The organism is Methanococcus maripaludis C5, from assembly GCF_000016125.1.
GTDB classification, from domain to species: Archaea; AGJL01; Methanococci; order Methanococcales; family Methanococcaceae; genus Methanococcus; species Methanococcus maripaludis_D.
The window spans coordinates 1,748,180-1,768,599 of sequence record NC_009135.1 but is presented as its reverse complement, the minus strand read 5'-3'; the positions used below and the strand labels follow the sequence as shown (position 1 = coordinate 1,768,599).

The following is a 20,420-nucleotide window of genomic DNA, read 5'->3' as shown; positions in this document are numbered from 1 at the left end:
ATACACAATTACTACACATCTCAATTTAACACAAAATAGTTATGGCTAATAATTTAAATAATTACTCGAACTAACCTAATAGATAAATAGCATGATGACAAACTTATAGAAAAATTACGGTGGAATTGATGTACGGAATTTTAGTTTTGGAAGACGGCACCATCATCAGAGGGGATGGATTTGGTGCAGAAACCGAGGTACTCGGTGAACTTGTATTTAACACTTCCATGACAGGATATGTTGAAATATTGACTGATCCTTCATACAAGGGCCAGATTGTTACAATGACGTATCCCTTGGAAGGAAACTACGGTGTTGAAAAAGAATGGTTTGAAAGTGACGGAATTAAAGCAGAAGGATTCGTTGTAAAAGATATGACTGGATCAAAACTCGACGAATTTTTAAAAGAATACAATATTCCCGGAATTTCAGGCGTAGACACAAGATACATTACGAGAAAAATAAGATCAAAAGGAGTTATCAGATCCCTCTTAAAAACGTCCACCAACCCGATAACTAAAGATGAAGAAACAGAATTAATTAAAAAAGTAGTAGAATATCCAGATATTTCAGAAATTGACCTTGTTCCTGAAGTGTCAACCAAAGAAACAGTTATATACAACGCAGAAGATGAAAAAACTAGGTGTGTTCTTATCGATTGTGGTGTAAAACAGAGCATTATAGACTGCCTTGTTGAAAGAGGATGCAGTGTTGTAAAAGTTCCATACAATTCTAAAGAAGAAGAAATTATGTCATACAACCCCGACTTCGTGCTTGTTTCAAACGGTCCAGGAGACCCTGAAAACATGGCCGAAACGGTTGAAACTGTTAAAAACTTAATTGGAACACTTCCAGTTACCGGAATTTGTCTTGGACATCAATTAATTACAATTGCACTTGGCGGAAAAACTTACAAGTTAAAATTCGGTCACAGGGGCGGAAATCAGCCTGTAAAAGATATTGACTCTGGAAAAGTATACATCACATCCCAAAACCATGGATTTGCTACTGATGATAAAATAGTTCCAGAAGGTTCTGAATTAATGCACATGAACTTAAACGATGATACCGTTGAAGGAATAAGAAAAATTGAATCAAATGACCTCAAAAATACAGTATGGAGTGTTCAGTACCATCCTGAAGCAGGTCCTGGACCACATGACGCACGGTTCCTCTTTGATGAAATGGTTGAACTTGGAATTAAATTTAAAGCTGAAAAAGCAAACTAACTTTTTTAAAAATACTACTTTTTTAAAAACTTAAAACAAATTTAAATATAATTTTATTTTTACTCCAAAATTAAAGGAAAAAACATGGATACTGAAATTAAAACTTCTGCTCTCGAATCTTCGAAAAAAGCCCTTAATTCAACATTTCTCAAAAATGAAATTTCGAAAGAAATTTATGAAATATTACTGGAACTTCACGAAGTTAGAAACAAGGGTTTTGATGAATTCTTATCCTACTTGAAAAGTGATATATCAAATCAAAATCTAAAAAAAGAAAAAGCAGTGGTTGCATTTAGTGGGGGCGTAGATAGTACTGCATCGATAATTGCCGGAAAGAAAATTTTTGAAATTTGTGCAGTTACTGTGCGTTCTAAATATATAATGGATGCGAAAACTGAACAGAATGTATCCGAACTTGCAAGACTGTTAAATGTTTCACATGAATTTATCGATGTGAACTTGGATTCTATTTTTGAAGATACAAAATCTGGAAAATACCACCCTTGTGGGAGATGCCACAGTACAGTTGAAGCTGAAATTTTAAACTATGCTGAAAAAAACGGCATAAAATACATAATCTATGGAGATATGCTTTCAATTGGCCATTTATCAGTTAAAAAAGTTGATAAAGGAATTATTCGCCTGAATATTCTATCAGTTTTATCAATGGCAAAGGATGAAAGCAGAACTACTTTAAAAGAGTTTAAAATTAATATAAACCAGTCTTACGGCTGTCAATTAATTAGAAAAGCGCATAAACACAAAAGCATGCAGAAATTTACAATTCAAAGAATTTTAAGAGAAGTTAGGGCCCAAGTAATTACTCCTGAAGAGGGTTTGAAAAATATACTCGATGTTGTTAAAATTTAACTACTGTACTGCAATTGAAACTGAAACACCGTCTTTTTTCATTTTGTTTAAAACAAGCTTTTTCATTTCGAAATCGGTTTCCCCAGTAATTTTTGAAATTCCAAGAATTGCACAAGGTTCAGAAACTCCATACGTTCCAATCGTTTTAAACACGAACTCTGACCTTATTAACGGATATTTTGAATAAATTTCATTTAGTTCATCAATTTCAAAAATAAACAGATCTTTATCAAATCTTTCAGCAGTTTTTAAAATTCCATATTCATCTTTTTTAACAGAAACTGTTGAAAATGTATCGATTCTCCACGTCGGAATGTCCCTTAAATAAAGAGCTTTTTTAACTGCCCAGTAAACTTTGCTCTTTTCAATATTTCTTCTCGAACCTAAGCCCAGACTTACGGTTTTTGGTTTTAAAACGATATCGTCAACTAAAACGTGGGATTCATCGTGAAAAGAAACATTGTAAGAATTTAAAAGCTTTTTAGAAGTTTTCCAAGCTTTTGGAATGATTAAATCGGGTTTTTCAGATAAAACTTTTTTATTTACCGAAAGTATGTCTTTTTTCAAGGGATTTTCTAAAAAATAAATTTTGGATAGTTCATCAATTCCAATTTTTCCGTTAACGTCTGTTGCAGTTGTTTTTACCACATCTAAATTCAAAAAATTTCCAATTAAATCCGAAAAATAGTTTCCCCCACCAATATGGTTTGAAAGAAGCGGTACTACATGTTTTTTTGATTCGTCCATCAAAATTACAAAAGGGTCTTTTAACTTGTCATTTTGAATTTCCGGAATATATTTTCTTAAAACAATTCCAGAAGCCATTATAAAGACAAATCCGGTTTCATTTCCGGTTATTTCAAAATCTTTTATGTTAAAAACTTCGTTATCATAAAAATAGTAATCAAAAACCGATTTTACATCTTTTGCCAGTTTTTCGGCATTTTCTGTAATGTAAACAATTTTTATCATCATAACCCCGAAAGATGAAATTTCAAAAATAATTAATTTTAAAGAAGTTTTGCAGCAACTTCTTTTGCCTGTTCCCTTTTTTCTTGTAAATCAGTCATGAATTCGACTAATTTTTGGTAGCATTCTTTTTTACATGTTCCGCAGGTTAATTCCCCGCTTTTACACTGTTCATATAATTTTTTAAGTTCATTATCGTTTTCTATTAAGTGGTAAGTGTATAATTCATACACGACACACTCTTCAGGAACTCCACCAAGTTTTTTCTGCTCTTCAAGAGTTTCTCGTCCACCAGTTTTGCATGACATGACTTTTTTCTTAAATGACTTTGTTGGTTCATCTGAAAGATATATTGCAGTTTCGGGCTTTGATGAACTCATTTTACCACCCAAAAGACCCGTTATAAACCGGTGGTAGGTTGATGATGGTGCAATAAATTTAAAATCCTTGTATCTTCCAGCAATATCTCTTGTAAGTCGTATATGCGGATCCTGATCAATTCCAACTGGAACCACAACTGGAACCTTTTTTTCGAGCTGAGGGTGAAGTATATCTGCAACCTGAACAATTGGTGCAAAAACATGCCCAATGTTTGTTTCCCCACCAAATCCGTAAATTCCCTTCATTTCAGTGAAATTTACTCGTTTAGAAAGGCGCATTGCAAGATCTTTTACAGTTTCATTTTTTGATTGAAGATAAACATTGATTTTTTCGGGATCGAGTCCTAAAGCAATGTAGTTTGTAATGTATTCTTCAACTGCAAGTTTTTTGGTGGTTTCAAAATCCATTCCTCTTGCCCAGTAAGCTTCCAAATCTGCAATTGGAATGTATATATCTGCGCCATACTTTTGGTAGTATAAAAGCTGGTCAACAACCATTTTATGTCCAAAATGCATTTTTCCAGACGGCATCATTCCAGAAACTACGGTAAAATCTTTTCCATTGTTCATTGCATCTGCAATTTTTTGAAAATCCCTGTGCCCGAACACAATTCCTCTTTTCATGAAGTTGTGCGGTTCTTTTAACGTGTTTGCAATTTCTGAAATTGGATTTACGCCAAATTGCTCCATTGTCTTTTTATAATCTAAATCGTCTGAAACGTCCCAAGGAGTAATCAATATTTCACCTTACTTAAATCAAATAACTTATTCATAGTTTTCCGGCAATTTTGCGGCAGTTTTATGACATTCTGCAAGTCCTAATGCTGCTACTGCACCAATTATACCGCCGTCACCAGTAACTTCTATAATTTCAATGTTGTTTCTCATTGCAACCATTTTAGCCTCGTTTATAGGAACCATTTCCCGTTTAGCTTTCATAGTGTACAATTTCATGCTTTGTGAAGGAGTAAGTCCCCTGTAAATTGCAATTGCAGTTTTTTCAGAAAGTGTTTTTTCTTTGAGTAATTTTTCAATTTCTTTTCCGATTTTATACTTGTATTCTGGGTAAACCGCAAAAGTGAGTGCAATTGATACACAATTTTGTGTTTTGTTTGGATTTCCGGGGAATAACTGAGTTATCGTGTGGTCGATGTAAAAACCCATTTTGGATTTTTCGATCAAATTTCCAACTTCATTTGCTAAAACCCAAGTCGCACCTTCTTCTTTTGTATCGGTGTCATCTATTCCGATGGTTATTTTTTCCATTTTTGGAGTCTGGATCATTCCTCTTCCAAGTTTTGATCCGCCACCTTTTTCGATCAATTCAGCGCTTAAAACATTTTTAGCATTTTTTCTAAGTTCAATTCCGACACCTGCACCTGCAAGACCTGCGTAAACAATGTGAACTTTTCCATTCTGTAGGTAAACTTCCTCAATGCCTGCTGCACTAATTGAGGGAACTAAATTAAGCTCGTTTTTTCCATTTTTTAAAATAAAATGGTGCTTGTTTCCACTTCTCCATGATGAAACAATTACTGGAGATGTTCTTTGATACTGGTACATCAGCCATTCTGAACCGCTTGGACAGGGGTGTTCTTCAACAAGTTCAGTAAGTCCAAGGTCTTCGTCAACCATTGCCACAATTTTCTTATAAGATACATAATCAGCCATTTTTCTCACCAGATTTAAGCCTCACTTTCAAAGTAATCCGTAATTTCTTCGTAAATTAAATCAAATAAATCTTTTTCATAATTAGATAGTTTTTTATCAATATCTGTTCTTGAAAGAGCGTAGTTTAAAATTACGAATTCAAGATCTCTTTCAATATTTCGTAATTTCCTGTCCAATCCAACCATTCTATTGTATATATCCCATTTTAATGAATTATCAACGGGTATATTTAAATTTTTCAACTTGTGAAGACAGCAGGTTAACTCATCATAGTTTGAAATTCTCTTGTTTGCGTGCAATTTCCTAAGGTGAGTTTCAAGATCGTTTAATTTATGAGTATAAGCTCTAAGTTCATTATCTAAAAACTGAATTTCCCGCACATTTACAAGATCACGATCCAGATCTTTTAGCGTCTCTTCTAAAATGCATATTTCATTATACATTCCCACATAACTTTTAAAAACGTCCTTTAATTTTGAACTTTCTTCAAATTGGGGGTCTTTTAAAAGAATGAGTTCTGCGAGTTTTTTCAGCTTTTTGTTGTATTCTGCCATCGTTTCACTTGGTCGAATATTAGAATTTGGTTGAATTGTTTAATTTTAAATATTTAGGAATATTTATTTAACATGCCTTATATTTACCAAAACACCATGCGTTGCCTTTTTCATTTCTTTTCCGCTCATTAATGCCCTTCCGACACCCAATACTTCATTATCTTTTACAATAACTACTTCGTCGTTTACAGAAACAGTTTCATCAGCATCTTTAAATCCTGGTGCAAATAAGGAACCTTTTTTAACGTTAAAATCAACTTCTACCCAGTTTGTTTTACCTAGAAGTTCTCCACCTTGCGAAGTAAGTACAAAAAGGCCGTTATCATTAATTGAAGCCAATTGAACCGTATTTTTACCGTCTTTTATGAAGAATTTAACGTGTCTTCCTTTTATCATTACTTCTTCAGGTAAAAAATTCTTTCCAAGCTGGAACTTTGCAAGTTCTTGATAATTGTGAAGCCTCTTTGCACGTTTTGATTTTGCATCAGCCGTTTGATCTAATTCTTTTAAGATATTTTTGAGATTTTTTAAAGAATTGTCAGACGTTGGATCCCCATCTGAAGAAATTATGTAATCTTCATCGATATCCAAAATTTCAAGATAGTGTTCTGGTAGATGTGCTATTATCTTTACTTCTTCGAATTTAGATTTTGCGATTTCGATGTAATTTTTCAGATATTTGTTTATAAACTCTATCTCATCAGAACTCCATTCTCCAGTTACAGGAATATCGTAATCGACAAGTCTTTCAAGCGCTCTTGGAACTACCCCATAAGGTGAAGTCAAAATCAATTCTTCTACAGGAATTCTTACTGAATTAATTGCATTTATGAAGAACTGGTGGCTTTTCGAATATGAATATGGTTTTTTTGATGAACATGGCAGAAGTATGATTACATTTGTGTATGGCTCGTAATTTTTTGCCCTTTCGATGTACTTTTTAACTTCCGGAATTTTTGTCTCGTCAATCGTCACAATTATTTTGTTTGACTTTGAAATCGGAATATTTGTAAGTTCAGGTTTAAAACGCCTGTAATTTGACCTTAAATACGGATTTGAAATCGTGGTTTCCTCTACGAGATTTCTTAATGAACCTGATTCGATACAGAACTTTATTTCTTCTAAAACCTGATCGATTACAGCTTCATTGAACTTTTTTAAACTTTCAAAATCTTCTTCTGATTTTATAAGCCTGTTTTTACTAAATTTGTAGCCCTGTGCTGCATAATAGCTTGCAGATGAATAATCAAAATAATCTGCTCCCATGTAAACTAGCAATGGAATTTCTGAAGGCATTGCACCTGGAACATATATTCCAGAATTTGGAGAAATCTTTTCCCTTACGTTTGGAATAATTTCGATCATTTCCCTTCTTTTTATTATCTGTCGAAGGTCGGAAATTACGTAAACGTCCATATTTTCTTCGATATCGATTAAATCAGCATATTTTCCAGTATTTATTATCTGGTAAGTTATTTCACTTTTTCTTACATATTCTGATTTATTTAATTTTACGAACTCTTCTGCAACTTCCCTTGGCGCATCAAAAGGAATTTTTAACGTTTTAAGTAATGGAACGTCTACATCAAACTCGATTATTTTTGGAGTGGTCGTGGAAGAACTTAATTCGTGTTTTTCCTTGCAAATTCTTCCTATATCGTATAATATCGGCTCTAACATCTAAACACCTTTAAATAAAAATCGAAATTACAAAAATCTGATTGAACTTTTAAAGTTAAAATATATTCTTCTACATTATTAAGCTATCCTAATGGCTATTTGGTAGGTTACAAGTACCTCAACAAATGCTGCAATCACAAATAAAAGTATAGAAACTAAAAAAATCCGTAAAGAATCCTTAAAATAATCCTTATAATGTTCTTCTTTTCTAAATTTCTTTATTAAACTCATTGAAAGGACTAAACCTGAAGTAGCAGATAAAATGAGTGCAGGAATTTCAAAGATACCATGGGGCCCAATTAAAAGTATAAATTCTAATGGATTCGTTAAATAAAAAACATATGCCAAAAGATATGAATTTACGGCGATATTTATAAGTGCAAAAAACATAATGATATATGTAAAAGCTGCGACAAAGAGGTTATTTGCTAAAATTATTGCAATTATTTCAAGCGGGCCTTTATCTTCTATTGAAAAGCTCTGAACTTTTATTTTAAATGTTTCATACATCAAATCTCCAAAATAACGGAATTGAAACATGTCATAGTAAATAAATACGTAGGAAAATAGAAATGTTGCTAAAAATATGGTCGAAACTAAGTAAATTGTATTTTTATGCCTTTTTAATGCATCAAAAATTTCGATGATTTCGTAAACTTCTTTACTCATGGTACCAGGGCGTGATTTTGTGACTGAATCTTTAAAAAATAAATGCAATTCATCGGATAAAAACATGCTGGAAAGTGATGTTGTCAAACTTTTGTCCAATTTGGGCGTTAATTTTGACAATATGCTAAAATGCGGAATGTACATGTGTATCTGCGATGAATCTGAAAAAAAAGAAATAGAAACAAAATTCCTCAAAATTATGGAAAAACAGATTAAAAACCCAAATGTATCAACTCTTTTGATATCTGCAATAGTTATGGATGAAAGAGGAAAAAACGGCGGCCTTCCATTCGATTATGATAGCGATCCGACTTACGTTTACGCAGACGAAGTTATTGGAATGGCAATTGCAAATGAAATTGCTGGAACTAAAGCTACATTCAATTTCAAATGGTACGATGCAAAAAAACCAGGAATTATTGGAAAACTCGACAAAGAAGGCTACATGTTTTTAGACGATGCAATTGCAGGATTTGTTGCAGGATGCATGTCCAAAGTTTTTGAATAGTATATCAATTTTAAAACAATATCTTTTTTTAATACATCTAACTAATAGTATATAACAAAATAATTTCAAAGAACGGGAAATCCATGGAAATTGAAAGACTCTACAAAAAAATAGTCGAATTAAGAGAAAATAATTCTGATAAATTTCAGGTGCTTTCAAAGCATATTCAATCGATGCCTGAAGATATGTTTGAATATATTCTAAAAAGACTGGAAAAACAGATTGAAATTGTAAAAAAATACGGAATAGAAATAAGACCTGCGATAGACCCATTTGTTTCTTCAGAACTTGGAATATACCGAAGACTTGATGATTTAGAACTTGGTGAGCTTTTAGATTATCCAAAATGCTGTGTAGAATCTTTTTCTGAAACTGCAAGGTATGGAATAGATTCAGAACATTTGAAAGAAATTGAGAATATGGAATTTGATGAAAACACTTATGCAATTATACTTCCATCAGGATTTATTCCATGTAGCATTAACTGTAAAAAAGCCATTGCGAATAAATTAATTGGAAAAATAGATAAAGAAACTTACGATAAACTTTTGAAGTTGGAAGAAGAACTTTTTATAGAATTACCTCACTATCATGGGGCTTATGACGAATATTTTGAAAAAATAATTGTAAAAAATAAAAAAGGGTAAATTTATTTATGTTAGTAATAATTGTTATTAAAAAAATTAATTCTTTTTTATTTGATTATATGGGCGATAAATAAATTTTGGTCAGAATTCGTTCAAAATAACCAAAAAATTACTCAAATTATAATTATATTTAAAAATAATTTTTTTATTATCTCTTTTTTGTATTGGTAAAAAGTATGACATCAGATTGAAAATATCCGCATTTTTATGAATTTTGAATGGACATTGTATTTTCAGTTAAGTAACGTTATGGCTTTTTTATGTTTTTTGATTATTAATATTACAATTTAAAATTCCACCATATGAAATGTCCTAAATTAATAGTTAAATCGTATTGACACATTTTTTTGAGATTTTACCAAATAATTTCAAACATTGCTGAAAATTAAATTGTAATCTTCGGTTCCATGCAATATAAGTGTTAAATTCTTTTTTAAGGAAAATTGCGTTTATTGTTAAAATTATTATTTTTCTAAATATATACCATATTGCATGGTTTGTGGGCCCCGATTCGCAAAATAAACTTTTATAGGAGTAGATTATAAATTTAAAACGGAATTGTACCCTATACAAAACATTTGAAATTATATTGTGACCGTCCATTTAATAATCTAACTTGGAACTTGTTTTGGAATATGTAATAGAATTGAATTTAGCATTATTAGTAATTGAGTTTTAATTATCTTAACTACATTTTAAAAAGCTAAATAATGGGATAGTGTGGCCATTGATGAGGATAAATATCAAAAAATCAAGGAAAATATTAAAAAATTGGTAAATAATTCTTTAAGTTCGGACGACGAGTTTAAAACACTTTTGGGCCATGCATATGCAAGTTTAACCTCAAAAAATCACAAATGTATGGATAAAGTAATGAAAAAGTTAAAAGAGCGATATGACGTTGATTTAACCTCGGATGTCGATAATTTAAGAACTATTTATCATGAAAAAAAATCAGAACTAAAGACGAAAGAAGATTTAAAAAATTACGTTAGAAATAAGATTAAAAGTAAGGTTAACAATTAATCATGATTTCCGTACTTTTAGAATTTCTTTTTGAAATACCCATTACAGATGACATTGTATCCCTAAAGAAATTTCAAATCATTCTTGCGTTAATATACCCATATTCATATATTTTAAGACACTTTAAGTTTTCAGATGCGTTATCTGCATTTTCCATTTTTCAGCTGGTGATAAATTCCATCATTAGGCATGAAGTTACAGATATTGTTCCTACCCTCAGCTCTTTTTTAAAATGTTTTAATATATGGCCTAAGGAGTAAAGCAACTCTGAAAAATCATCATATATGGCATATTAATAAGTACTGCATATATAATATGGTAAATGTCAAATCTACGAATTTAACATAAAAGGTGTTTATGAAATGTATATTATCATTGCAGGAATGGGTAGAGTTGGAATGTCGCTTGCAAAATCGCTTTCTGGTAAAGGGCATGATTTGGTGTTGCTAGATCAAAACAAAAAAACATGCGAAGAAGTTGCAGGCGAAATCGATGCACTCGTAATTAACGGAGACTGTACAAAAACAAAATCTCTTGAAAACGCAGGAATTGAAGATGCAGACATATTTATCGCAGTTACTGGAAACCAGGAAATTAATCTGATCAGTGGATTAATCGCAAAGAAATTCAATGTTCCAAAAACCATTGCAAGGGTAAGTGAGCCGGATTACAAAGATGTATTTGAAAGCCTTGGAATTGGCGTTGTAATTAGCCCTGAACTCGTTGCAGCAAATTATATCGAAAAATTAATCGATAGACCTGGCGTTGTAGACCTTGCAATCGTTGGAAGAGGAGATGCTGAAATTTTAGAGCTTATAATCCCTCCGACATCGAAAGTTGCAGATAAAAAAATCAGGGAACTTGGCGGGGCAAAAGATTACGTTATTATCGCAATCTATGAAGGAAACGAGTTAAAAATCCCTGATGGAAGTACTGAATTAAAAGCATACGATAGAATCTTAATTTTAGCTAAAACAGACTCATTGGATGAAGTTAGAAAAGTATTTTCAAGCGAAAACAAGGAATAATTAAAAATAACTTTTTTAAAATTTATTTTAAGTAATTTAAACAGTAATCTGCAATTTTTTCGGGAACATTTACAAAATTCATCATTCCTCGAAATTGTGGCGTAATATTTGATTCTAAAATGTAATTTTTATCTTTTGAAATTAAAACATCGATTCCAACGATACCTGCACCCAATTTTTTTACAGAATTCAAAACCATTTCTTCAACTTCGTTTGATAGTTTAAATTCCTTTATTTCTGCACCAAGCGAATAATTTGCTTTCCAACTGTTTTTTGGAATTCTTTCCATCGAACCGATAATTTCGTTATTCAACACGAAAACCCGAATGTCATGAATGTATGGAATAAACTCCTGAACGAAACGTTCACTTTGTTCATCTTTTTTATCAAAAACTTCAATCAATTCAGTTTCCGAATTTATTTTCAAAACTCCGTCCCCGTATCCACCATATATTGGCTTTACAACGCAAGGGTATCCAAAAATACCATTTATTTTTTCAATAATTCCGGAAATATCTTTTGAATAGGTTAAAAATGATTTTGGAGATACTTTTTTTAATTTTAAGTAGGTAAGATATTTATTCTGGCATGTTTGAATGGTTTCAGCTGAATTTATAACTGGAATACTTTCTGAAATATCATTTAAAACATAAATTCCTTCTTTTAAAAAATCCCGTTCAATCCTTGATAAAATTAAATCAAATTCATAAGTTTCATAACCTAAAAAAACTTCTAAAGGGTCTATAAATTCAACGCTACATCTTTTTTTAAGTTCTTCAAAAATCATCAGGTTTTCGGGCGTTTTTTTGTGGGCCAATATTCCAATCTTCATAAAAATCCCTATTTTATAATTTGAACGTCTATGGACTCCAAATCTCCGCCCATTATGTAAGATAATTTTATTTTAACAGTACCTGCTTTTAGTTCACCATTTATTGGAATTACAAGTGGTGGATTTAACATTGGACTTGAACCTGAAATTAGATCAGTTTTTAATTTAGTATACGTGTTCAATCTCACAGCAGGATTTTTTACGTCTTCATTTAAATCAAATTCGAGTAAATATTCGACATCTTCATCATTTACCTGATAAAAATTAATTGTATCGTAAACAGTCTCGTTTGAAACTTCTTCTGAAGTTACTTCTTCGTCATAGTAAATGTGACCCATTTTTGATTTAACGAGCTGTGCAGAGTTGTAAACTTCTTCAGGGATAATAATTCCCCCTTTTTTTAAAAGCCCTTTTTCAATTATTGAATTTAAAACAGGAACTTGTGGCTCGGTGATCAATCCTGTATCGAGAAGTTCTGCAATTACAAGGTCTGCTTTTTCTGAAAATGGATAGTAAGCTGCATTATCTTCAATAACAGTGATATTTTTAAAATCGTTTTCTTTGATATTTTCTCTAGTATATTCGGTTGTTATTGGGTCTAATTCAACTGCATAAACGTGTTTTGCATTTTTTGCTGCAATCATTGCAAGAATCCCGCTTCCAGTCCCTAGATCAAATACAATATCTTCAGATTTTACAGAAGTTTCGACTGCTTCTTTAAATACTGAAACCCGCTCATCATCTAAAAGCATGCTGTAGTGCCACTGAGGTACAGACAATTTTAATTCCACTAATACCACCAGAATTTTAGTTTAAAAATGAATATCTGTGGTGGTATATTAAACATGTACAAACTTGAAAGTTTACTTAAAAAAAGTAGTAAATAAAATTCTGAATAATTATTAAATCTAATTTATATTTATTCAAACTTCAAAGAGTATTCCCCCACAACTATGTCTGAAAATTCATTTTTTGATTTTATTTTATGGATTTTCTTAGAAATTTCATTTAAAAAAGCCGTTATTTTCATTCCTTCTTCCAAATTTTTAGGAATTATAAATATTTTCCCATTTGGCCCAATATCATCAACATAATTTCCATTTGCAATTATTTCATCTTTACGAATTATTTCAAAATTTAACATGATTCGCCCCACCCAAAAAAACTCCAAAATCAAACCTTGATACTAGTAAATCATTTAATTGGAAATTAAAAACTAAAATAACGTTGTTTTAGAACATACTTAAAATTATGATTTTTAGCCATATAAATACATAAGTAAGTTAAAAATATTTTTCATAATCAAAACTTTAAAACGGCCTGTTGATTTTCCAAAAATTTCTTAATATATATCTTCCAAAACATTGTAACAGAAGATTGTGGAGAATTAAAAAGGATCGATTAAAAACTATTTTTGGTGCCATTATGGAAAAAGTAATAATTACTGTTGATGAATTAAAAAAAATGGTAAGAAATAACGAAGAAGATAAAATTGACGAAGTTGACGTCGTAACAGCAGGCACTTGCGGAATAATGTCTGGAACTTTAGGGATATTTCATATACCCATTGGTGAATCATTTAAAAAAGCTGAAAAATTCTATTTAAATGGAATTGAAGGATATCCGGGACCTTGCCCAAATGAATTTTTGGGTAGCGTGGACTGCACAATTTATGGAACAAAACATTCTGGAAATTACGGTGGCGGATTTTTATTTAAAGAATTGATTTCTGGAAAAGAAGTTGAAGCAGTCGTTGAATCAGATGGAAAAACGTATAAAAAAACATTAAAACTAAATGATATGCCAACTGCAAGACTTGTTGGAACCAGAAATGCATTTAAAAATTATGTGGCACTAACAAACACTGGAGATCCCATAAACACGATATTTCACAGAAAAATGTTAAAATCTGGAGAAGCATCATTTTCAGGCTGCGGGGAACTAAATCCGCTTCAAAATATGAATTCTGATGAAAAATACATTACTGGAAAAAAAATACTTGTGAATGGTGCAGAAGGACTTATTTTAGGATATGGAACCAGATCCTCAAAAGAAAAACCAAATATGATGGTTTCAGCAGATATGCATGAAATGGATAAATACTACATTGGGGGATTTACAACTTCGGCAGGTGCAGAGATATTCAATACTATTGCAGTTCCAATTGAAGTAAACGAAAAAAATAAAGAATATTTAAAGGCGCTTGATTCTGAAATAGAACTTCCACTAACAAATGTATTTGGAAGAACGAGTCTAGGTTCTGGAAAATATTCCGAAGTATGGGAAAATGCTGATTTAAGGCCTAAAATTGATATTAACAGGTGCAGGGTTTGTGATTTTTGTGAAGCTCAAAAAATGTGCCCAACAAATGCAATTGTAAGGCTTGATCATTTGGGAAAAAGAACACTTCCGAATGAAAATTGCTTTGGATGCGGAGTCTGTGTTGATTCGTGTGCTTATGGAGTATACCAGATGGATAGAAAAAATATCATGGGAATTCCAATAACTTGTAGGCAGTCTGATAGGATTAGAGCATTGAAACTTGCAAAAGAACTTAAAAAACGAATTGAAAAAGAAGAATTTAAAATGTAAGAGTTATTTTAAAATTAAAAATAATTATTCATTATTTTCAAAATCCGTGTTTTCTTCCATAATACTTTCTTTTTTAGATAAAAAATAATTTGAATAGCTCCTGTACCCAAATACCGTTAAAAACATCTGTAAAAACGGCATTGCGAGTACAATAAGAGCTATTGCAATCATTAAAAATACGTTTTGTGTAAATATTCCTATCAATACTGGAATTAATAATATAATGATTACAGGAATGACCACCAATATTGAAACGAGTGCCACTGCAACAAGTACAAATACGTATTCTATTGATATTTTTGAAACTACTTCTTTTAAATCAAAAAATCCCATGAATTCCTTTTTATCTACGAAATTAATTGTTGCAAGGGTTATGTAAAGTGCTTCGATCACAGAAAGTACAAAAGACATCAAATTCACGAACATGTTGAAAAACAGCAAATTTGCACGAGTGTCGGTCACCATCAAAAGTATAACAAATGGTGCTGTGACGATAACGCTTATTATTCCAAATATCACGTGTAAAATGAAAATTCCAAGGAAAAGATATGCCCCTTTAGTTAAAAGTTCTTTAAAATTTTCCCATTCAGGAAGTTCGAAACTCCCTTCAAGGGTATTTTCAATTACTTTCATGTAGTACCCATGAATAAAAGCAGTGAAAACTACGCCAATCATTGCAACTATAAAACCGAGTAACACTCCGCCAAGAGATGCAAATAATGCAAGTTCCGGTGCAATATCCATTAAAGATGGGATTAAACTTGCAAACATTATAACAAGTCCCGATATTATTCCCCCAATTGAAATTAATTGGAAAACTCCGCCCACAAATATTTTTTTCGGATCTGACCATGCAAACTGTAGCGGATCTTTAATATATTTTTCAAAAAACATTACCTAACCACCCCGATGTTATTATAACTAAATTAAGATATAATTTATTAAATCATTTTCTTTTTAAATTACTTAATAATTTTACATTTTGGAGGGGTATTTTGGTTGAAAAATCGACTGAATATAGAAAAACCAAAACTCTGGTTACTATGGGGCCATCTCTTGAGGAAGATTTTGAAAAAAGTCTTGAGTTTATTGATGGGATTCGCTTTAACATGTCCCATGCAAATACAAAAAATATTGAAAAATATCTCGATATTTTAAATGAAAAAAATATTGCAAAACTCATGGATTTAAAGGGAAACAAGATTAGAATAAAAAAATCAAATTTTTCAGAACTCGTTGAAAATCAAGTCGTAAAAATTGGAAAAGATATTTTAATTTCATATATCCCAGAATGTATTGAAAAAGGCCAAAATATCCTGATTAATGATGGAAAAGTGAAATTAATCGTTGAAAATGTTGAAAAAGAGATAAATGCCCGTGTTTTGGTTGGTGGACACATAAAAGAAAAAATGGGAGTAAACTTTCCTGAAGGATGTTTTCCAAACGATTTAACGAGTGAAGATATAAAAAATGTGAAATTTGCAATTGAAAATGAATTTGAATACATTGCACTTTCATTTGTTAGAAGTGAAACGGATATTTTGAATTTAAAAAATTTAATTAAAGAAAATTCCGGAAATTGCTCAGTTATTGCAAAAATTGAGACTAAAGAAGGATTAAAAAACATTGATGAGATTTTAAATCATTCGGATGGGGTAATGATTGCAAGAGGGGATCTTGGAGTTGAAGTTGCCATTGAATATCTGCCCATAATTCAAAAGAATATTATAAAACTTGCAAATGAAAAGGGAAAGCTTGTAATTACTGCAACTCAGATGCTTGATTCAATGGTAAATAATCCTTATCCTACAAGAGCAGAAGTTACAGATGTTGCAAATGCAATATTTGATGGTACTGACTGTTTAATGCTTTCAAATGAAACAACTATTGGAAAATACCCAATTGATTCGATAAAAACTCTCGATAATATTGCAAGAGTTTCAGAAGGAGATATTTCAAAATATAAACAAGAAATAGACTTTGAAGAACATTCAATTTATTCAGGAATTGCTTACGCAGTTGAAGCTCTTTCAAAAAAATTAAATCCTAAAATTGTAATTACTCCAACAACATCTGGAAAAACTCCGCTCAGAATTTCAAAATTCCGTTTTAACTCACCAATCATTGCACTTGCTCCTGAAAATATAGTTTTTAGAAAATTAAGATTAGTTTGGGGGGTAATTCCAATAAAAATTGATGAAATAGGGGATGTTGATGAGGTACTTGAAATATCTAAAAAAATTGCGAAAGATATAATCGATAAAGGGATTTACGTTGTAACGCTCGGACATCCGAAAGGCGAGAAAAAAACAAACGTTATAAAAGTTGAGAGCATATAATCAAACAACCGCTTAAAAAAGGAGATTTAAATGCACCCTACAAAAACACTTCACGGAGCAAAATCAAAATTGCTTGATGGTAAAAAACTCGTTGTAGCAGTTACTTCATCAATTGCAGCAATTGAAGCGCCAAGATTGATGAGAGAATTAATCAGACACGGTGCTGAAGTTTACTGCATAATGACTGAAGAAACAAAAGATATTGTTGGAAAATACTCGCTTGAATTTGGATGCGGAAACGAAGTAATGGACAAAATCACTGGAAAAATCGAACATGTTGATTTATACAATAACTGCGATGGAATGATAGTTTTTCCGGCAACTGCCAATATAATATCTAAAATTTCACTGAATCTCGCAGATAACATTGTAAACACGACTGCAATGATGTTTTTAGAAAAAAAACCAATTATAATTGCTCCGTCAATGCACCAGAACATGCTTGATACTGTTAAGCCCCACATAAAAAACCTTTCTGAAAAAAATAACGTTTTTGTAATGGGCTCAAAAATGGAAGAAGAAAAAGCAAAAGCAATTTCAATTGAAGACGTTTCAAAGTTTGCGATTGATGTATTTTCTGATAAAAATGAAAAAAGTAAAAAAGTGCTTATTTTGTCAGGTGGAACTGCGGAACCAATTGATAAAGTCAGAGTAATTACAAACCTTTCTTCTGGAAAAACTGGCGTTTCACTTGCAGAAGAATTTTGCAGGAATGATTACGATGTTGAGGTGATAAAAGGGCTTGGAAAAGATGTTCCATACTACATAAAATCCGAAAATGTTGGTACTTCAAAAGAAATGCTTGAAAAAGCGCTTGAACTTGGTGAAAGTGCAGATATAATTATTTCGTGTGCTGCAATTTCAGATTATGCTCCTGAAACTAATTTTGAAGGAAAATTAAGTTCAGATATAGAAACACAGACTATAAAATTAAAACAAACTCCAAAAGTTTTAGAAGAATTAAGGAAAAAATTCCCTGAAAAAATTATTGTAGGATACAAGGCAGAATACGGAATAGATTTAGACGAATTAAAGGAAAAAGCACAATCAAGACTTCAAAAATATGGATTGGACGTAATTATTGCAAACGACCTTTCAAAACATTATTTTGGCGATGATTCAAACGAAGTTTTGATTATTGATAGAGAAAATACCCTTAAAGTTTCTGGAACTAAGGATGAGATATCTAAAAAAATTGTTGAAATTGTAAATAATCTCTAAAAGGGATAGTTTGGAATACAAAGATGAAATTGGAGTTATTGGAATCGATGATGCGCCATTTAATAAATCTGACAAAGAAGCGCTGATTATTGGAACTTACATGAGGGGAAACTCCATAGTCGATGAGATATGCTTTAAAAAAATAGAAAAGGATGACTTTGATTCGACTGAAAAAATTTTAAAAATTGTAAAAGATAAACATTTTACAAAAATAAATGCTATTTTTTTAGATGGAGTTACATTTGGCGGTTTTAATATTGCAGATATTGTTAAAATTTACAATGAAACAAAAATTCCAGTAATTGCAATCATGGAAAAGGAACCCGATCTTTTAAAGATAAAATCTGCTTTGAAAAAACATTTTTTTGAATTTCCAGAAAAAATTGAAATGTTAGACTCATTTCCAAAACCTGTACCTTTTGAAAACATATTCATTCAAAATATCGGAATAAATTTTGAAGATGCGTGCAAAATAATTAAAAAAACAAGGCTTAGAAGTAAAATTCCAGAATGCCTTAGAATCTCGCATATTGTTGGAAGAGGATTTTTGAATATTGACTAAAAGGCTTTTTTTATAGTGGGCAAAAAAGCACATGAAGTATGTCTAATATGTAAATATTCCCAAAGTTATTTTTAAGTAAAAAAAGAAAATTATTAAAATATAAGAAAAGAAGGAGGGTTTTTTATGCCAGATTTTGGACATCCATTTGCAGGGGTTGCAAAAGACAGAAAATTAACTGATGAGGAATTAATTCGTTCTATACGTTTTATGATCGCGGCCGAATATGAAGCAATACAGCTCTATATGCAGTTAGCAGAATCAACTGATAACGAACTTGCTATCGAGGTCTTAAAGGATATAGCTGACGAGGAAAGAGTACACGCTGGAGAGTTCTTAAGACTTTTAAAAGAGCTTAGCCCAGATGAAGAAAAATTCTATGCCGGAGGTGCAGAAGAAGTTGAGGAAGAAATTGAAAAGCTAAAAAGTAAATGAAGTAAATAGTAATAGTAAATATCATTTAAAGAGCCCTTTTGGGCCATTTAATATTAGTGTTTTAGATGAATAAATTTAAATTCTAAAATTAATTCCAGAATGCCTTAGAATCTCGCATATCGTTGGAAGGGGATTTTTGAATATTGACTAAAAGGCTTTTTTATAAAAAATTGGGAATTATTAACTGTTATTTTCTTTTTAAAGGCTATTAATGCCCTTATTTTCCAAAATCAAATAAAAAAATATTAATAATAGTTTTTTCATATTTTTTCTGTCTATATAAGAAGTACGGAGGAATAACATGGAACTAAACGGTGTAGTAATTGAAGATACATTCGCAGAAGGATTCCCTATCTGGGTTTCAAGAGTATTGATCACAGCAGCAACAGAAAGATTAGCAAAAGCGGCTGCAACTGAAGCAACAGGATTTGCATGCTCAGTTATCATGTGCCCAGCTGAAGCAGGTATTGAAAAATACGTATCCCCTGCAGAAACACCTGACGGAAGACCAGGATACATCATTGAAATCTGCCACCCTAAAAAAGCAGAATTAGAACACCAATTATTAGAAAGAATCGGACAGTGTGTATTAACTGCTCCAACAACCGCAGTATTCAACGCAATGGGCGAAGATGCTACAGAAGAATTGAAAGTTGGTTTCAAATTAAAATACTTCGGTGACGGATACGAGAAAAAAGTAAAATGCGAAGAATGCGGAAAAACACTTTACTCAGTTCCAATCATGGGTGGAGACTTCCTCATTGAAAGCAAACTTGGAATTAGAAAAGGAGTTGCAGGAGGTAACTTCTTCATTATGGCTGAAAACAATATGGCTGCATTAATGGCTGCAGAAGCTGCAATCGATGCGATCAATGCAGTTGAAAAAACAATTACGCCATTTACTGGCGGAATCGTTGCTTCAGGAAGTAAAGTAGGATACACAAACCCTAAATACAGCTTCATGGCTGCAACTACAAACGAAAAAATGTGCCCTACATTAAAAGACACTGTTGAAGGAAGCGAAATTCCAGCAGATGTTAACGGAGTTTATGAAATCGTTATCGATGGTATTGACGAAGCTTCAGTTGCTGCTGCTATGAAAGCAGGAATTAAAGCTGCTGTAACAATTCCAGACGTTAAAAAGATCACTGCAGGAAACTACGGTGGAAAATTAGGTCCTTTCCAAATAAAATTACAAGAATTATTCTAAT

The 20,420-nt window shown here is 31.7% G+C and carries 22 protein-coding genes; 12 read left to right on the top strand and 10 right to left on the bottom strand.

Annotated features, from left to right (window positions below; all coding sequences use genetic code 11):
* Positions 1–128: 128 nt before the first annotated feature.
* Positions 129–1,229 (top strand): glutamine-hydrolyzing carbamoyl-phosphate synthase small subunit, encoded by a 1,101-nt coding sequence (carA, locus tag MMARC5_RS09355; protein ID WP_011869562.1) that lies wholly within the window; start codon positions 129–131, stop codon positions 1,227–1,229.
* An 84-nt stretch (positions 1,230–1,313) separates the two neighbouring features.
* Positions 1,314–2,099, top strand: coding sequence for a 7-cyano-7-deazaguanine synthase (locus MMARC5_RS09350; RefSeq protein ID WP_011869561.1), 786 nt, complete (start codon positions 1,314–1,316; stop codon positions 2,097–2,099).
* On the opposite strand, the gene MMARC5_RS09345 is transcribed toward MMARC5_RS09350, so the two are convergent.
* The 6 genes from MMARC5_RS09345 to MMARC5_RS09320 all read right to left on the bottom strand — a co-directional run bounded on the left by MMARC5_RS09345 (position 2,100) and on the right by MMARC5_RS09320 (position 8,022).
* A complete protein-coding gene (locus MMARC5_RS09345; protein WP_011869560.1) occupies positions 2,100–3,071 on the bottom strand; it encodes a cobalt-precorrin 5A hydrolase in 972 nt (323 codons plus the stop codon). It lies immediately after the preceding gene.
* 38 nt (positions 3,072–3,109) lie between these two features.
* The gene (locus MMARC5_RS09340; protein ID WP_011869559.1) at positions 3,110–4,186 is read right to left on the bottom strand and encodes a tryptophan--tRNA ligase; all 1,077 of its coding nucleotides are present in this window, start codon (positions 4,184–4,186) and stop codon (positions 3,110–3,112) included.
* 27 nt (positions 4,187–4,213) lie between these two features.
* Positions 4,214–5,119, bottom strand: a complete 906-nt coding sequence (mmp11, locus tag MMARC5_RS09335; RefSeq protein WP_011869558.1) for a methanogenesis marker protein 11 — start codon at positions 5,117–5,119, stop codon at positions 4,214–4,216.
* A 14-nt stretch (positions 5,120–5,133) separates the two neighbouring features.
* Entirely contained in the window at positions 5,134–5,673 is a 540-nt protein-coding gene (locus MMARC5_RS09330; protein WP_011869557.1) for a hypothetical protein, read from the bottom strand.
* 63 nt (positions 5,674–5,736) lie between these two features.
* Positions 5,737–7,353 (bottom strand): archaeosine synthase subunit alpha, encoded by a 1,617-nt coding sequence (arcS, locus tag MMARC5_RS09325; RefSeq protein WP_011869556.1) that lies wholly within the window; start codon positions 7,351–7,353, stop codon positions 5,737–5,739.
* 78 nt (positions 7,354–7,431) lie between these two features.
* On the bottom strand, positions 7,432–8,022 hold the full coding sequence (locus tag MMARC5_RS09320) for a stage II sporulation protein M (RefSeq protein ID WP_011869555.1): 591 nt from the start codon (positions 8,020–8,022) through the stop codon (positions 7,432–7,434).
* A gap of 19 nt (positions 8,023–8,041) precedes the next feature.
* Between MMARC5_RS09320 and MMARC5_RS09315 the strand changes: the two genes are divergently transcribed.
* From MMARC5_RS09315 to MMARC5_RS09300, 4 genes are all read left to right on the top strand, one after another.
* A complete protein-coding gene (locus tag MMARC5_RS09315; protein ID WP_048058540.1) occupies positions 8,042–8,530 on the top strand; it encodes a phosphatidylglycerophosphatase A in 489 nt (162 codons plus the stop codon).
* An 83-nt stretch (positions 8,531–8,613) separates the two neighbouring features.
* Positions 8,614–9,177 carry a DUF483 domain-containing protein gene (locus tag MMARC5_RS09310; protein WP_011869553.1) on the top strand — a complete coding sequence of 188 codons (564 nt, stop codon included), beginning with the start codon at positions 8,614–8,616 and terminating at the stop codon, positions 9,175–9,177.
* 720 nt (positions 9,178–9,897) lie between these two features.
* Positions 9,898–10,203, top strand: coding sequence for a hypothetical protein (locus MMARC5_RS09305; protein WP_011869552.1), 306 nt, complete (start codon positions 9,898–9,900; stop codon positions 10,201–10,203).
* Between the two features lie 362 nt (positions 10,204–10,565).
* Positions 10,566–11,231: a potassium channel family protein gene (locus MMARC5_RS09300; RefSeq protein WP_011869551.1), complete on the top strand. Its 666-nt coding sequence runs from the start codon at positions 10,566–10,568 to the stop codon at positions 11,229–11,231.
* Between the two features lie 22 nt (positions 11,232–11,253).
* Here MMARC5_RS09300 and MMARC5_RS09295 read toward each other — a convergent pair whose 3' ends face one another.
* The 3 genes from MMARC5_RS09295 to MMARC5_RS09285 all read right to left on the bottom strand — a co-directional run bounded on the left by MMARC5_RS09295 (position 11,254) and on the right by MMARC5_RS09285 (position 13,207).
* A complete protein-coding gene (locus MMARC5_RS09295; protein ID WP_011869550.1) occupies positions 11,254–12,063 on the bottom strand; it encodes an ATP-grasp domain-containing protein in 810 nt (269 codons plus the stop codon).
* A gap of 8 nt (positions 12,064–12,071) precedes the next feature.
* Positions 12,072–12,854, bottom strand: coding sequence for a 50S ribosomal protein L11 methyltransferase (locus MMARC5_RS09290; protein ID WP_011869549.1), 783 nt, complete (start codon positions 12,852–12,854; stop codon positions 12,072–12,074).
* Positions 12,855–12,982: 128 nt separating this feature from the next.
* Positions 12,983–13,207 carry a hypothetical protein gene (locus MMARC5_RS09285; protein ID WP_011869548.1) on the bottom strand — a complete coding sequence of 75 codons (225 nt, stop codon included), beginning with the start codon at positions 13,205–13,207 and terminating at the stop codon, positions 12,983–12,985.
* A 281-nt stretch (positions 13,208–13,488) separates the two neighbouring features.
* On the opposite strand from MMARC5_RS09285, the gene MMARC5_RS09280 reads away from it, so the two are divergent.
* Positions 13,489–14,655 carry a methanogenesis marker 16 metalloprotein gene (locus MMARC5_RS09280; protein WP_011869547.1) on the top strand — a complete coding sequence of 389 codons (1,167 nt, stop codon included), beginning with the start codon at positions 13,489–13,491 and terminating at the stop codon, positions 14,653–14,655.
* Between the two features lie 24 nt (positions 14,656–14,679).
* On the opposite strand, the gene MMARC5_RS09275 is transcribed toward MMARC5_RS09280, so the two are convergent.
* Positions 14,680–15,549 (bottom strand): DUF4013 domain-containing protein, encoded by an 870-nt coding sequence (locus MMARC5_RS09275; protein ID WP_011869546.1) that lies wholly within the window; start codon positions 15,547–15,549, stop codon positions 14,680–14,682.
* Positions 15,550–15,650: 101 nt separating this feature from the next.
* Here MMARC5_RS09275 and pyk point away from each other — a divergent pair, with 101 nt between their 5' ends.
* The 5 genes from pyk (at position 15,651) to fhcD (ending at position 20,419) form a co-directional block, all read left to right on the top strand.
* Complete coding sequence (gene pyk, locus MMARC5_RS09270; protein WP_011869545.1) at positions 15,651–16,994, top strand: pyruvate kinase; 1,344 nt, start codon at positions 15,651–15,653, stop codon at positions 16,992–16,994.
* 30 nt (positions 16,995–17,024) lie between these two features.
* A complete protein-coding gene (coaBC, locus tag MMARC5_RS09265; protein WP_011869544.1) occupies positions 17,025–18,215 on the top strand; it encodes a bifunctional phosphopantothenoylcysteine decarboxylase/phosphopantothenate--cysteine ligase CoaBC in 1,191 nt (396 codons plus the stop codon).
* Between the two features lie 10 nt (positions 18,216–18,225).
* Positions 18,226–18,777 (top strand): endonuclease dU, encoded by a 552-nt coding sequence (locus MMARC5_RS09260; RefSeq protein ID WP_011869543.1) that lies wholly within the window; start codon positions 18,226–18,228, stop codon positions 18,775–18,777.
* Between the two features lie 123 nt (positions 18,778–18,900).
* The gene (locus tag MMARC5_RS09255) at positions 18,901–19,209 is read left to right on the top strand and encodes a ferritin family protein (protein ID WP_011869542.1); all 309 of its coding nucleotides are present in this window, start codon (positions 18,901–18,903) and stop codon (positions 19,207–19,209) included.
* 301 nt (positions 19,210–19,510) lie between these two features.
* Positions 19,511–20,419 (top strand): formylmethanofuran--tetrahydromethanopterin N-formyltransferase, encoded by a 909-nt coding sequence (gene fhcD, locus MMARC5_RS09250; protein WP_011869541.1) that lies wholly within the window; start codon positions 19,511–19,513, stop codon positions 20,417–20,419.
* The last annotated feature ends 1 nt before the right edge of the window (position 20,420 follow it).